The 13,670-nt window shown below is 69.5% G+C and carries 11 protein-coding genes; 10 read left to right on the forward strand and 1 reads right to left on the reverse strand.

Annotation, left to right across the window (positions count from 1 at the left end):
- The first annotated feature begins 150 nt into the window (after positions 1-150).
- From folC to ACZ5VD_RS03020, 10 genes are all read left to right on the forward strand, one after another.
- Positions 151-1,650, forward strand: coding sequence for a bifunctional tetrahydrofolate synthase/dihydrofolate synthase (gene folC / locus ACZ5VD_RS02975; RefSeq protein ID WP_468550350.1), 1,500 nt, complete (start codon positions 151-153; stop codon positions 1,648-1,650).
- A gap of 9 nt (positions 1,651-1,659) precedes the next feature.
- On the forward strand, positions 1,660-2,025 hold the full coding sequence (locus tag ACZ5VD_RS02980) for a DUF4233 domain-containing protein (RefSeq protein WP_468550349.1): 366 nt from the start codon (positions 1,660-1,662) through the stop codon (positions 2,023-2,025).
- A gap of 96 nt (positions 2,026-2,121) precedes the next feature.
- Positions 2,122-2,535: a nucleoside-diphosphate kinase gene (gene ndk, locus ACZ5VD_RS02985; protein ID WP_468550348.1), complete on the forward strand. Its 414-nt coding sequence runs from the start codon at positions 2,122-2,124 to the stop codon at positions 2,533-2,535.
- Positions 2,536-2,810: 275 nt separating this feature from the next.
- Positions 2,811-3,830: a rod shape-determining protein gene (locus ACZ5VD_RS02990; RefSeq protein WP_468550347.1), complete on the forward strand. Its 1,020-nt coding sequence runs from the start codon at positions 2,811-2,813 to the stop codon at positions 3,828-3,830.
- Between the two features lie 169 nt (positions 3,831-3,999).
- On the forward strand, positions 4,000-4,947 hold the full coding sequence (gene mreC / locus ACZ5VD_RS02995; protein WP_468550346.1) for a rod shape-determining protein MreC: 948 nt from the start codon (positions 4,000-4,002) through the stop codon (positions 4,945-4,947).
- 12 nt (positions 4,948-4,959) lie between these two features.
- Complete coding sequence (mreD, locus tag ACZ5VD_RS03000; protein ID WP_468550345.1) at positions 4,960-5,634, forward strand: rod shape-determining protein MreD; 675 nt, start codon at positions 4,960-4,962, stop codon at positions 5,632-5,634.
- A 116-nt stretch (positions 5,635-5,750) separates the two neighbouring features.
- Positions 5,751-7,997: a penicillin-binding protein 2 gene (mrdA, locus tag ACZ5VD_RS03005; protein WP_468550344.1), complete on the forward strand. Its 2,247-nt coding sequence runs from the start codon at positions 5,751-5,753 to the stop codon at positions 7,995-7,997.
- Positions 7,994-9,193: a rod shape-determining protein RodA gene (gene rodA, locus ACZ5VD_RS03010; RefSeq protein WP_468550343.1), complete on the forward strand. Its 1,200-nt coding sequence runs from the start codon at positions 7,994-7,996 to the stop codon at positions 9,191-9,193. The genes mrdA and rodA overlap by 4 nt, the downstream gene beginning before the upstream one ends.
- A 102-nt stretch (positions 9,194-9,295) precedes the next feature.
- Entirely contained in the window at positions 9,296-10,810 is a 1,515-nt protein-coding gene (locus ACZ5VD_RS03015) for a CYTH and CHAD domain-containing protein (protein WP_468680400.1), read from the forward strand.
- A 155-nt stretch (positions 10,811-10,965) separates the two neighbouring features.
- Positions 10,966-12,927, forward strand: coding sequence for a TIGR03960 family B12-binding radical SAM protein (locus ACZ5VD_RS03020; RefSeq protein WP_468680402.1), 1,962 nt, complete (start codon positions 10,966-10,968; stop codon positions 12,925-12,927).
- A 96-nt stretch (positions 12,928-13,023) separates the two neighbouring features.
- On the opposite strand, the gene ACZ5VD_RS03025 is transcribed toward ACZ5VD_RS03020, so the two are convergent.
- Positions 13,024-13,608: a TerD family protein gene (locus ACZ5VD_RS03025; protein WP_468550337.1), complete on the reverse strand. Its 585-nt coding sequence runs from the start codon at positions 13,606-13,608 to the stop codon at positions 13,024-13,026.
- Positions 13,609-13,670 lie beyond the last annotated feature (62 nt).

A 13,670-nucleotide genomic window follows, 5' to 3' on the forward strand; every position in this document is an offset into this window, starting at 1 on the left:
GGGCCTCGTCCTCAAACGCCGGACGGGCTGAAATCAGCCCCTCCGGCGTTTGAGGAGCGGGGGTCCGGGGGCTGGCCCCCGGGTCGGGACGGGAGAGGGCGGCGGGGGCGAGAGGCGTGTGGCTCGCGTGGGCTACGTAGACTGGTCCGCGTGAGTGAGCAGCCCCCGCAAGACAGCAGTGACTTCGACGAGATCATCGCGGCCGAGACCGAAAGGGACCCGGACCTCGCGGTGATCGAGGCCGGCAGCCGCACCCTGCGCACCCAGGGCGCCGCCCCGCAGACGGACGTCCCCGCACGTCCGGAGGACCCCGAGCTCGACCAGGCCCTCAGGGCGGTCGAGACCGAGCTCGCCTCCCGCTGGGGCGAGACCAAACTGGAGCCCTCGGTCGGCCGCATCGCCGCGCTGATGGACGTGCTGGGCGAGCCGCAGCGGGCGTACCCCTCCATCCACATCACCGGCACCAACGGCAAGACCTCCACCGCCCGCATGATCGAGGCCCTCCTCGGCGCCTTCGACCTGCGCACCGGCCGGTACACCTCGCCGCACGTGCAGTCGGTCACCGAGCGGATCAGCCTGGACGGGGCGCCGATCTCCGCCGAGCGGTTCGTCGAGACGTACGAGGACATCAAGCCGTACATCGAGATGGTCGACGCGCAGCAGGAGTACCGGCTGTCGTTCTTCGAGGTGCTCACGGGCATGGCGTACGCCGCGTTCGCGGACGCGCCGGTCGACGTCGCCGTCGTCGAGGTGGGCATGGGCGGCTCCTGGGACGCCACCAACGTGATCGACGGCGATGTCGCGGTGGTCACCCCGATCGACCTCGACCACACCGACCGGCTGGGGGAGACGCCCGGGGCGATCGCCACCGAGAAGGCCGGCATCGTCAAGCAGGACGCGACGGTCATCCTGGCCCAGCAGCCGGTGGACGCCGCCCAGGTGCTGCTGAAGAAGGCCGTGGAGGTCGACGCCACGGTGGCCCGCGAGGGGCTGGAGTTCGGGGTCGTCGCACGTCAGGTCGCCGTCGGCGGACAGCTGGTCACGCTGCGCGGTCTGGGCGGCGAGTACCCCGAGGTGTATCTGCCGCTGCACGGCCCCTACCAGGCGCACAACGCGGCCGTGGCGCTGGCCGCCGTGGAGGCGTTCTTCGGTGTCGGTTCGCAGCGGCCCGAGCCGCTGGACATCGACACGATCCGCAAGGCGTTCGCCGCGGTGTCCTCACCGGGGCGCCTCGAAGTCGTCCGGCGGTCGCCGACCGTGGTCCTGGACGCCGCCCACAACCCGGCCGGCGCGCGCGCCACCGCCGAGGCGGTCGGGGAGGCCTTCGACTTCAGCCGGCTGATCGGGATCGTCGGGGCGAGCGCCGACAAGAACGTACGCGGGCTGCTCGAAGCCTTCGAGCCGATCTTCGCCGAGGTGGTCGTGACCCAGAACTCCAGCCATCGCGCGATGGACGCCGACGAGCTCGCCGCCATCGCCGTCGAGGTGTTCGGCGACGACCGGGTGCAGGTCGAGCCGCGGCTGCCGGACGCATTGGAGGCGGCGATCACGCTGGCCGAGGAGGAGGGCGAGTACGCGGGCGGCGGAGTGCTCGTCACCGGATCCGTCATCACCGTCGGCGAGGCCCGGCTGCTGCTGGGGAAGGGCTGAGACCGCGACATGCGTACGCTCTGTGCTTCGACCCTGATCGGCGAGGTCTTCATCATCGGCTTCGCCGCGCTGGTCGCGATGAAGGACCCCGACCTGGCCGGCTCCACGGTGTGGACGGTCAGCGGCATCGCCATGTTCCTGTGCCTGCTGGTGTGCGGCATGGTGACCCGCCCCGGCGGGGTCGCCCTCGGCTGGGCCCTGCAGATCGCCCTGATCGCCTCGGGGGTCGTCGTCCCGACGATGTTCTTCCTGGGGGCGATCTTCGCGGCCCTGTGGTGGGCGTCGGTGCACTACGGCCGGAAGATCGACGAGGCGAAGGCGAGGTTCGCGGCGCAGGCGGCGGGCGCGGACGCCTCGACGCCGGGCGCGGCGTGACCGGCTCCCTCTACACCTGACGCTGTGTGACAGGAAGCCCGACACGCCCTGTAACCTCATCCCACCGCACACACCGGCCGTAGAAGGAGTCCTCCCGTGAGCCAGCGCACCCTCGTCCTGCTCAAGCCCGACGCCGTCCGTCGTGGCCTGACCGGCGAGATCATCAGCCGTATCGAGCGCAAGGACGGCTGGCAGATCACCGCGCTGGAGCTGCGCACCCTGGACCAGGACACACTGGAGCAGCACTACGGCGAGCACAAGGGCAAGCCCTTCTACGAGCCGCTGGTCGAGTTCATGGCCTCGGGTCCGGTGGTGGCGCTGATCGTCGAGGGCGAGCGGGTCATCGAGGGTGTGCGGGCGCTGGCCGGTCCGACCGACCCGATCGCCGCGGCCCCGGGTTCCATCCGCGGTGACTTCGGCACGATCGTGCGCGAGAACCTCATCCACGCCTCCGACTCCGAGGAGTCCGCCGAGCGCGAGGTGAAGATCTTCTTCGCGGGTCGCGCGTAGCGACCGCGGTACGGGAGGCGGGAAGCGGGAGGTCTGGGGGCGTTTGCCCCCGGGCTTTCTGGCATATGCGTGGCGATCGAGGGAACGAGTGCCCCCGAACGCCCGTCTCCACAAGCGAACCCACACAGCATCTGCTGACAATGGCGGAGACCCTCACGCGGTGTCCGCGAAGGCGCGTCTACGATGGAAGCCTTCACGTCACTGCACCCACCCTGCCGACCTGAAAAGCCCTCAAAAGCTCCTGGAAGGCCAGTCGAATCCTGATGGGGAACTCAATGTCGTTCATCGGCCGTGACATGGCTGTCGACCTCGGGACCGCCAACACGCTGGTGTACGTCAGGGGTCGCGGGATCGTACTCAACGAGCCGTCCGTCGTCGCGATCAACACCAACACCGGTGGCATTCTCGCGGTCGGCGCCGAAGCCAAGAAGATGATCGGGCGTACGCCCGGCAACATCGTTGCCGTGCGTCCGCTGAAGGACGGCGTGATCGCCGACTTCGAGATCACCGAGCGGATGCTCCGCTACTTCATTCTGAAGATCCACAAGCGGCGGTATCTGGCTCGTCCGCGGGTCGTCGTCTGTGTGCCCTCGGGTATCACGGGCGTCGAGCGCCGCGCCGTCATCGAGGCGTCGTCGCAGGCCGGCGCCCGTCAGGTGCACATCATCGAGGAGCCCATGGCGGCCGCCATCGGTTCCGGGCTGCCGGTCCACGAGGCGACGGGCAACATGGTGGTGGACATCGGCGGCGGCACCACGGAGGTCGCGGTCATCTCCCTCGGCGGCATCGTCACCGCCCAGTCCATTCGCGTCGCGGGTGACGAACTGGACAGCTCGATCATCCAGCACATCAAGAAGGAGTACTCGCTCCTCCTCGGTGAGCGAACGGCCGAACAGATCAAGATCACGATCGGTTCGGCGTACGACCTCGACGCTGACGAGCACACCGAAATCCGCGGCCGGGACCTTGTCTCCGGGCTGCCCAAGACCGTCGTCATCTCGGCCGCCGAAGTGCGCAAGGCGATCGAGGAACCCGTCAACGCCATCGTGGACGCGGTCAAGACGACCCTCGACAAGTGCCCGCCCGAGCTGTCCGGCGACATCATGGACCGCGGCATCGTTCTGACGGGTGGTGGGGCGCTGCTCCGCGGCCTGGACGAGCGGCTGCGCCGTGAGACCGGCATGCCGATCCACATCGCCGAGGACCCGCTGGACAGCGTGGCGCTCGGCTCCGGAAAGTGCGTGGAGGAGTTCGAGGCGTTGCAGCAGGTGCTCGACGCCTCGCCGCGCAGATGACGTAACTCTTCGATTCCGCCGTACGGGATGATCTCCTCTCGTACGGCGGATCGTTGATATAGAGGCATAAGCTCACCCAAAGCCTCTGAAACCCCCGACACCTCAATAGCTCAGTACCTCAACACCTGAACCTCTGCACATTTCTATGAGGAAGGCACGGCCGCCGCACGTGAGGGACACACGAGAGAGCCGGCTGCTCCTGGTGCTGCTGGTCGCCGTCGCGTTCGCGCTGATCACGGTCGACATCCGCGGCGGGGAGGACTCACCCGTCGACGGTGCCCGCCAGGGCGCGGCCACGGTGTTCGGCCCGATCGAGGACGGCGTGTCGGCCGCGGTCGACCCGGTCGGCAACGCCGTATCGGCCATCCGTGACTCCGGCGAACGGCACGACCGGCTCGCCGAGCTGGAGCGGGAGAACGCGGCCCTGGAGGCGAGGCTCGGCAGCGACGACCGCAGCCGCAGCCGCCTCACCCAGCTCGACAAGATGCTGAAGCTCACCGGCGCCGGCCAGTACGGCATCAAGGGCGCCCAGGTCATCGCCATAGGAGCGGCCCAGGGCTTCTCCTGGACGATCACCATCGACGTCGGCGCGAACGACGGCATCCAGCGCGACATGACGGTCCTGAACGGGGACGGTCTGGTCGGGCGCGTGACGACCGTCGGCCCGGGCACCGCGACCGTCCTGCTCGCCAACGACCCCGACTTCACCGTCGGCACCCGGATGGAGGCCGGCGACGAACTCGGCTTCGCCTCCGGGCAGGGTGACCGCCCGCTGCGCGTCGAACTCCTCAACGGCAAGGCCGAGATCAAGAAGGGCGACCGTCTGGTCACCTTCGGCTCGCAGGCCGACCGGCCCTTCGTCCCCGGTGTGCCGGTCGGTGTGGTCTCCCGCGTCGACCCCTCCGCCGGCGACCTCACCCGCACCCTCTATGTCACGCCGTACGTCAGCTTCAGCAAGCTCGACATCGTCGGCGTCGTCGTCGAGGCCCCGAAGAAGGATCCGCGCGACACGGTGCTGCCCGCCAAGCCCAAACCGACCCCCACGCCGACTGTGACGGTGACCGTCACCCCGTCCGCGAACGCGCCGGTCGACGGCCAGATCCAAGAAGAGCAGTAGGAGCTGTAGCCCATGCGCGTCAACCGGATCCTGCTGTCCACGTCCCTGGTCGCCGTCGCCCTGGTCCTCCAGGTGAGCGTCCTCGCCCGGCTCCACCTCCCGGGCGCCGTCCCCGACCTGCTGCTCCTGACCGTCCTGGGCCTCGCCATGGTGTACGGCCATGTCGGCGGCGCCCTCGTCGGCTTCGGCGCCGGTCTCCTCGCCGACCTCGCCCCGCCCGCCGACCACGCGGCCGGCCGCTACGCGCTCGTGCTGTGTGTCATCGGCTACCTCGCCGGCCTCGCGAAACCGGAGAACGGCCGGCTGAAGTCGGCCACCGGCCCCATGGTCGTCGTGGTCGCCGCCGCCGTCGGCACCACCCTGCTGTACGCCGGTGTCGGCGCGCTCGTCGGTGACACCGCCGCCCGCCATGTCGGCCTCGGCAGCCTGCTGTTCACGGCCGCGCTGTACGACCTGCTGCTCGCCCCGTTCGTCGTCCCCGGCATCATGGCGCTGGCCCGGCGCGCGGAGAACGACCCGCTCGCCGACACCAACTCCGCCGCCGCCAAGGCCACCGACATCTCCTCCGGCTGGCTCTCGTCCGGCACCGGACTGCGGATCGGCGGCCAGCGCAACGGCCTGAAGGCGAAGGCCGCCCGGGTCCGCACGGCCCGCGCCGGCCGCATCAAGGGGGTCAAGCGGCTGTGAGCGCACGCAAGTTCACCCGAACGGGGACGTTCCGGTGGAACGGGGCCTCACAGGCCCGTCGTTCATCATTCGTACGCGCACACACGTCCGCACACTGAGAGGGGGAGGCAGCCGCAGTGACCAACATCCCCGAGACCGGCCGGACCCCACGCGTCCAGATCCGTCTCATCGTCATCCAGATCCTCGTCCTCTCCCTGCTCGGCACCCTCGGCGGACGCCTGTGGTACCTCCAGATCCGGGAGGGCGACGCGTACGCCGAGGAGGCGTCCGGCAACCACGTCCAGCAGGTCGTCGAGCCCGCGGTGCGCGGCTCCATCCTGGACGCCCGCGGAGTGCCCCTCGCGGACAACGAGACCCGCCTGGTGGTCTCCGCCTCCCGTACCGACCTGCTGAAGATGAAGGACGACGGCAAGGGCGTCCTCACCAAGCTGGCCAAGGTCCTCGGCATGAAGCCCGAGGAGGTCACGCAGAAGGTCCGGCTGTGCGACTCCGAGACGCCCCAGCCCTGCTGGAACGGCTCGCCCTACCAGCCGATCCCCATCACCGACGAGGCCACCGCCAAGCAGGCACTGCAGATCCGTGAGCGCGCCGAGGACTTCCCCGGCATCACCGCCGAGCCCGAGGCCGTGCGCCGCTACGCCGCCCCCGGCCAGGCCAACACCGCCCAGGTCCTCGGCTATCTCTCGCCCGTCACCGACGAGGAGATCACCAAGGCCCAGGACACCGACTCGCCCTACCTGCGCTCGGACCAGGTCGGCCGCTCGGGTCTGGAGCGCCAGTACGACAAGGAACTGCGCGGCAAGGCAGGCGTCACCCGCTACGAGGTCGACAACCTCGGCCGGGTCATCGGCGAGGCCGAGGCCGACCCCGCCGAGGCCGGGTCCAGCCTGGTCACCAGCGTCGACGCCCGCGTTCAGCGGGTCGCCGAGTACGAGCTGAACGACGCCATGAAGGAAGCCCGCAAGATCTTCGACACGAACACCGGCGAGAAGTACAAGGCCGACTCCGGCGCGGTCGTGGTGATGGAGGCCAAGACCGGCCGGGTGGTCGCCATGGCGTCGAACCCGTCGTACGACCCGAACGCGTGGGTCGGCGGCATCTCCGCCAAGGACTACTCCAGGCTCACCGGCAAGAACTCCAACTACCCCCTGCTCAACCGCGCGATCCAGGGCCAGGCCGCCCCCGGCTCGATCTTCAAGGTCGTCTCCAGCTCGGCCGCGGTCAACGCGGGCTACCCCTTCGACGGGAACTACGAGTGCTCCAGCTCGTACTCCATCGGCGGCCAGGTCTTCAAGAACTTCGAGTCCAAGGGGTACGGCCCGATCAACATCGGCCGCGCCCTGGAGGTCTCCTGCGACACGGTCTTCTACCGCCTGGCCCACCAGGAGTGGCAGCGCGACGGCGGCAACACGCCGAAGAAGAACGCCCACGACTGGTTCTACAAGACCGCCCACGAGTTCGGCCTCGGCAAGGAGACCGGCATCGACCTCCCGAACGAGGTCAGCGGCCGGATCCCGGACCGCAAGTGGAAGCAGGACTACTGGAAGGCCAACAAGGACGCCTGGTGCAAGTACGGCAAGAAGGGCGGCACGTACGCGGAGCAGATCGCGTACGAGAACTGCCTCGAAGGCAACAAGATGCGCGCCGGTGACTCCGTCAACTACTCCATCGGCCAGGGCGACACCCTCGTCACGCCGATACAGATGGCGACGATCTACGGGGCCATCTCCAACGGCGGCACGCTGTACGACCCGACGGTCGGCAAGGCGGTCGTCAGCGCCGACGGCAAGACCGTCCAGGAGATCGCGCCCAAGTCGCACGGCAAGCTGCCGGACTCGAAGAAGACGCTCGCCGAGATCGACGACGCCCTCGCGGGAGTCGTGACCCGCGGTTCGGCCGCCTGGCGGTTCGGCGGCTGGCCGCAGGACAAGATCCCGATGCACGCCAAGACGGGTACCGCCGAGGTCTACGGCAAGCAGACCACCTCCTGGTTCGCCACGTACACCAAGGACTACACGGTCGTCATGACCATCTCCCAGGGCGGCACCGGCTCCGGCGCCTCGGGCCCCGCCGTGCGCAAGATCTACAACGCGCTGTACGGCGTCTCCGAGGACGGCAAGATCAACGCCAAGAAGGCGCTGCTGCCGACCCCGCAGAAGAGCCTGCCGAAGATCAAGACGGACGGCTCGATCACCTCCCCGAAGATCTCCAAGGACCCGGCCAAGGAACAGCGGGCCGACCAGAAGAGCAAGACGGAGACGGACGGGCAGACGCTCGCGGCCACGGTGGGCACGACCACCACGGGCAACCGGAACGCGCGCCGGCGACGGCGCGGCAGGGGAAGTCGGAGGATGCTCACATGACCGGTGTGAACAGCTTCCAGGTCTCGGGCTACGGCCCCGAACGCGCGGGCTGGACCCGCCTGTTCGCCCGCGACTCGCTGGCCCGCCGGCTGGACTGGCCGATACTGCTGGCGGCCCTGGCCCTCTCCGGCATCGGCTCGCTCCTGGTCTTCTCGGCGACCCGCAACCGCACCGAGATCAACCAGGGCGACCCGTACTACTTCCTGCTCCGGCACATCATGAACACCGGCATCGGCTTCGCCCTGATGCTCGCCACCGTCTGGCTCGGCCACCGCACCCTGCGCACGGCCGTGCCGATCCTCTACGGCGCCTCGGTGTTCCTGATCCTGATGGTGCTCACCCCGCTCGGCACCACGGTCAACGGCGCGCACTCGTGGATCGTGATCGGCGGCGGCTTCTCGCTGCAGCCCTCCGAGTTCGTGAAGGTCACGATCATCCTGGGCATGGCGATGCTGCTGGCGGCCCGGGTGGACGCGGGCGACAAGCCCTACCCCGACCACCGGACCGTGCTCCAGGCGCTCGGCCTGGCCGCCGTACCGATGCTGATCGTGATGCTGATGCCCGACCTCGGGTCCGTCATGGTCATGGTCATCATCGTGCTGGGCGTGCTGCTCGCCTCCGGCGCCTCCAACCGGTGGGTGTTCGGACTGCTCGGCGCCGGGGCGACCGGTGCCATCGCCATCTGGCAGCTGCACATCCTGGACGAGTACCAGATCGCCCGCTTCGCCGCGTTCGCCAACCCCAGCCTCGACCCCGCCGGCGTCGGCTACAACACCAACCAGGCCCGTATCGCGATCGGTTCCGGCGGCCTCACCGGCTCCGGCCTCTTCCACGGCTCGCAGACCACCGGCCAGTTCGTGCCGGAGCAGCAGACCGACTTCGTGTTCACGGTCGCGGGGGAGGAGCTGGGCTTCGTCGGCGGCGGCCTGATCATCATCCTGATGGGTGTGCTGCTGTGGCGCGCCTGCCGTATCGCCCGCGAGACGACCGAGCTGTACGGCACGATCGTCGCCGCCGGGATCGTCGCCTGGTTCGCCTTCCAGGCCTTCGAGAACATCGGCATGACCCTCGGCATCATGCCGGTCACCGGCCTGCCGCTGCCGTTCGTGTCGTACGGAGGCTCGTCGATGTTCGCGGTGTGGGTGGCGGTGGGGCTGTTGCAGTCGATCCGGGTGCAACGGCCCATGTCGGCGTAGGGACCGGCGGCCCCTGCCGGCGTCGGGATTTTCCGGCAGAGGCCCTGGCCTGCGGGCCGCGGCCCTCTGCCGTACCGGCCCGACTGCGACTAGATTCAGTTCATGGCGGAGACGAAACGCGAGATCGAGCGCAAGTACGAATCCGATGAGAGCGGGCTGCCCGACCTCACCGGTGTCGCCGGCGTCGAGACCGTTCTCGACAAGGGCGTCGCGGAACTGGACGCCACCTACTACGACACCGCCGACGAACGCCTCGCCGCGTCCTCGATCACCCTGCGCCGCCGCACCGGCGGCTCCGACGCGGGCTGGCACCTGAAGTTCCCGATCGCCCCGGGCGTGCGCGACGAGGTGCGGGCCCCGCTCTCCGACACCCTCCCGGAGGATCTCGCCGGCCTGGTCCGCTCCCGGGTCCGGGACACCGAGCTGGTGCCCGTGGTCCGGCTGCGTTCGGCCCGGGACGTACGCGAACTGCTCGACTCGCAGGGGCGGCTGCTCGCCGAGGTCAGCGTGGACGCCGTCCGCGCGGAACGGCTGAGCGGGGGCGCGGGCGACGCCCAGTGGACCGAGATCGAGGTGGAACTCGCCGACGACGGCGACCCCGTCTTCCTCGACAAGGTCGAGAAGCGGCTGCGCAAGGCGGGCGTACGGCCGTCGAAGTCGTCGTCGAAGCTCGCGCGGGCCCTCGCCGAGACCGCCCCGAAGGACCTCGCGCCGAAGAAACGGGCGGTGCCGCCCGAGGAGCCCGCGACCGCCGGGGACCACGTGCTCGCGTACGTGCGGGTCCAGCGGGACGCGATCGTCGACCTCGACCCCGCCGTACGCCAGGACGTCGAGGACTCCGTGCACAGCATGCGCGTCGCCACCCGACGGCTGCGCAGCACCTTCAAGTCGTTCGGCACGGTCCTCGACCGGGCCGTCACCGACCCGATCGGCGACGAGCTGAAGTGGCTGGCCGGCGAGCTGGGCGTGGACCGCGACCGCGAGGTGCTCACCGAGCGCCTGACGGCCGCCCTCGACGAGGTGCCCGCCGCCCTGGTCTTCGGCCCGGTCGCCGAGCGGCTGAACACCTGGGCGCACGCCAAGCAGGGCGGAGCGCGCGGCCGGCTGATCGGCGTCCTCGACTCCCGGCGCTACCTCGCCCTGCTCGACGCCCTGGACACGCTGATCGCCGGCCCGCCGCTGCGGAAGGCGGCCGGGAAGCAACCCGGCAAGGTGATCGCCAAGGCCGTGAGGAAGGACGTCGGCAAGGTCTCCGCGCTCGTGGAGCAGGCCCTGGAACTGGAGCCCGGCCCCGACCGGGACATCGCCGTGCACGAGGCCCGCAAGAAGACCAAGCGCACCCGCTATGCGGCGGAGACGGCCACACCCGCCCTCGGTAAACCGGCCAAGGACCTCACCAAGGCCATGAAGTCCCTGCAGAGCCTGCTCGGCGAGCACCAGGACAGCGTGATGGCCCGGGGGACCCTGCGCGAGCTGGCCGCGGTCGCCCACGCGGCGGGGGAGAGCTCCTTCACGTACGGGCTGCTCCATGGGCGGGAGGAGCGGCGGGCGGCGGACGTGGAGGCCGAGCTGCCCGGTTTCTGGGACGGGATCAAGGACACGGTCACGGCCCTGTGAACCCCGGGCCGGGCTCCGGGCCGAGCCGCCGGGCGTACGGGGGGCGGCCACGACCGCGTTACGCTAGATGGTCACCCCGGTCGATTCCCCGCCCGCCGGTTCCGTCCCGTTGTTCCCGTCCTGTCAGTCCAGTCCAGCTCACGAAGGTGCGCGACATGTCTGCCGAAGTCGCTGCGTCGGTCTTCCCGCAGCTCGAAGCTCTGCTCCCGCATGTGCAGAAGCCGATCCAGTACGTCGGCGGAGAGCTCAACTCCACCGTCAAGCCCTGGGAGTCGTGCGATGTCCGCTGGGCGTTGATGTACCCGGACGCCTACGAGGTCGGACTGCCCAACCAGGGCGTCATGATCCTCTACGAGGTGCTGAACGAGCAGGAGGGCGTCCTCGCCGAGCGCACCTACAGCGTGTGGCCGGACCTGGAGGCGCTGATGCGGGAGCACGCCGTCCCGCAGTTCACGGTCGACAGCCACCGTCCCGTGGGTGCCTTCGACGTGTTCGGCCTGTCCTTCTCCACGGAGCTGGGCTACACCAACATGCTGACGGCGCTGGACCTGGCGGGCATCCCGCTGGAGTCGAAGGACCGCGGCCTGGACGACCCGATCGTGCTGGCCGGCGGCCACGCCGCGTTCAACCCCGAGCCGATCGCCGACTTCATCGACGCGGCGATCATCGGCGACGGCGAGCAGGCCGTCCTCGACATGACGCGGATCATCCGCGAGTGGAAGGCCGAGGGACAGCCGGGAGGCCGCGAGGAGGTCCTCTTCCGCCTCGCGAAGACCGGCTCGGTGTACATCCCGGCGTTCTACGACGTCGAGTACCTCGCGGACGGCCGTATCGCCCGCGTGGTCCCCAACAAGTCGGGTGTCCCGTGGCGGGTGTCCAAGCACACGGTGATGGACCTGGACGAGTGGCCCTACCCCAAGCAGCCCCTGGTCCCGCTCGCCGAGACGGTCCACGAGCGCATGTCGGTGGAGATCTTCCGCGGCTGCACGCGCGGTTGCCGCTTCTGCCAGGCGGGCATGATCACCCGCCCGGTCCGTGAGCGCTCCATCACCGGCATCGGCGACATGGTGGAGAAGGGCCTGAAGGCGACCGGCTTCGAGGAGGTCGGCCTGCTCTCCCTCTCCTCGGCCGACCACTCGGAGATCGGCGACATCGCCAAGGGCCTGGCCGACCGGTACACGGAGGACAAGGTCGGCCTGTCCCTCCCCTCGACCCGCGTGGACGCCTTCAACGTCGACCTGGCCAACGAACTCACCCGCAACGGCCGCCGCTCCGGCCTCACCTTCGCCCCCGAGGGCGGCTCCGAGCGCATGCGCAAGGTCATCAACAAGATGGTCTCCGAAGAGGACCTGATCCGTACCGTCGCGACGGCCTACGGCAACGGCTGGCGCCAGGTGAAGCTGTACTTCATGTGCGGCCTGCCCACCGAGACCGACGACGACGTCCTGCAGATCGCCGACATGGCGATGAACGTCATCCAGAAGGGCCGCGAGGTCTCCGGCCAGGGCGACATCCGCTGCACGGTGTCGATCGGCGGCTTCGTCCCCAAGCCGCACACCCCCTTCCAGTGGGCCCCGCAGCTCTCCGCCGAGGAGACGGACGCCCGCCTCACCAAGCTCCGCGACAAGATCCGCGGCGACAAGAAGTACGGCCGCTCCATCGGCTTCCGCTACCACGACGGCAAGCCCGGCATCGTGGAAGGCCTGCTGTCCCGTGGCGACCGCCGCATCGGCGCCGTCATCCGCGCGGTCTACGAGGACGGCGGCCGTTTCGACGGCTGGCGCGAGCACTTCTCCTACGACCGCTGGATGCGCTGCGCCGACAAGACCCTCCCCGCCTTCGGCGTGGACGTCGACTGGTACACGACGCGCGAGAAGACGTACGAGGAGGTCCTCCCCTGGGACCACCTCGACTCCGGCCTCGACAAGGACTGGCTCTGGGAGGACTGGCAGGACGCCCTCGACGAGACAGAGGTCGAGGACTGCCGCTGGACGCCGTGCTTCGACTGCGGGGTGTGCCCGCAGATGGACACGTCGATCCAGATCGGCCCGACCGGGAAGAAGCTGCTGCCTCTTACGGTCAAGAAGGACGCCGCGGCGAGCGGGCACGTTCACTGAGGTGGGTGCGGTCGTCGTGGGGCCCGGCCGGGGTGTGGCGCGGGGTGCCGCCGGTGGTTCGCACCGGCGGCGGCTTCCTGCGCTGTAGGTGTGCGGCTACTTGCTGGCCGCGAAGCGCATCAGGGCCAGTTCGTCGCCCTGTTTGATCTTTCCCGTCACGTTGATCACCTCGAGCTTCCAGGCAGCGCCGGACCGGACGGCCTTGGCGACGGCGCAGCCGTTGTCCGTGGTGAGCATGCTCGGCCAGATGTCGGCGACCTGCTGGGTGCTGCCGCCGGACGCGTCGTACACCTTGAAGCTGATGTTGCGCGCCTTCTGGAACGAGCTGCCCTTCTTGTAGGCGGCGGCGACGAACACGATCGAGGTGATGTGGGGCGGGATCTTCGCGAACTCGACCGTGACGGTCTCGTCGTCGCCGTCCCCGTGTCCCGTCTGGTTGTCCCCGCTGTGGAGCAGGGAGCCGTTGCCGATGGGGTCGAGCGAGTCGAGACCCGCCAGGCGCACCGGGTCGCCGTCGTGCAGGGCGATGGCGATCAGGTCGAGGTCGGTGCCGGTCTTGCGGCGGAGTTTGCCCATCACTCCGCCGCTCGCGCCGGAGGTGGGGTCCCAGGAGGCGCCGATGGACAGATGGGTCACCCCGTCCAGATCGGCCGGGCCGTCTTCCTTCGTGAGCGTAATCATGGGCCCATACTGCCTGGGCCTTCACCGAGGTCCCAGAACAGGGCCGCCCCGATGGCCGGGGA

Source organism: Streptomyces sp. NPDC032822 (genome assembly GCF_055578825.1).

What these genes read in the sequence shown, in the direction of transcription:
- ACZ5VD_RS02980 (WP_468550349.1), top strand. Translation starts at nt 1,660, where the DNA reads ATGCGTACGCTCTGTGCTTCGACCCTGATCGGCGAGGTCTTCATCATC.
- ACZ5VD_RS02990 (WP_468550347.1), top strand. Translation starts at nt 2,811, where the DNA reads ATGTCGTTCATCGGCCGTGACATGGCTGTCGACCTCGGGACCGCCAAC.
- mreD (WP_468550345.1), top strand. Translation starts at nt 4,960, where the DNA reads ATGCGCGTCAACCGGATCCTGCTGTCCACGTCCCTGGTCGCCGTCGCC.
- rodA (WP_468550343.1), top strand. Translation starts at nt 7,994, where the DNA reads ATGACCGGTGTGAACAGCTTCCAGGTCTCGGGCTACGGCCCCGAACGC.
- ACZ5VD_RS03015 (WP_468680400.1), top strand. Translation starts at nt 9,296, where the DNA reads ATGGCGGAGACGAAACGCGAGATCGAGCGCAAGTACGAATCCGATGAG.
- ACZ5VD_RS03020 (WP_468680402.1), top strand. Translation starts at nt 10,966, where the DNA reads ATGTCTGCCGAAGTCGCTGCGTCGGTCTTCCCGCAGCTCGAAGCTCTG.
- ACZ5VD_RS03025 (WP_468550337.1), bottom strand. Translation starts at nt 13,608, where the DNA reads ATGATTACGCTCACGAAGGAAGACGGCCCGGCCGATCTGGACGGGGTG.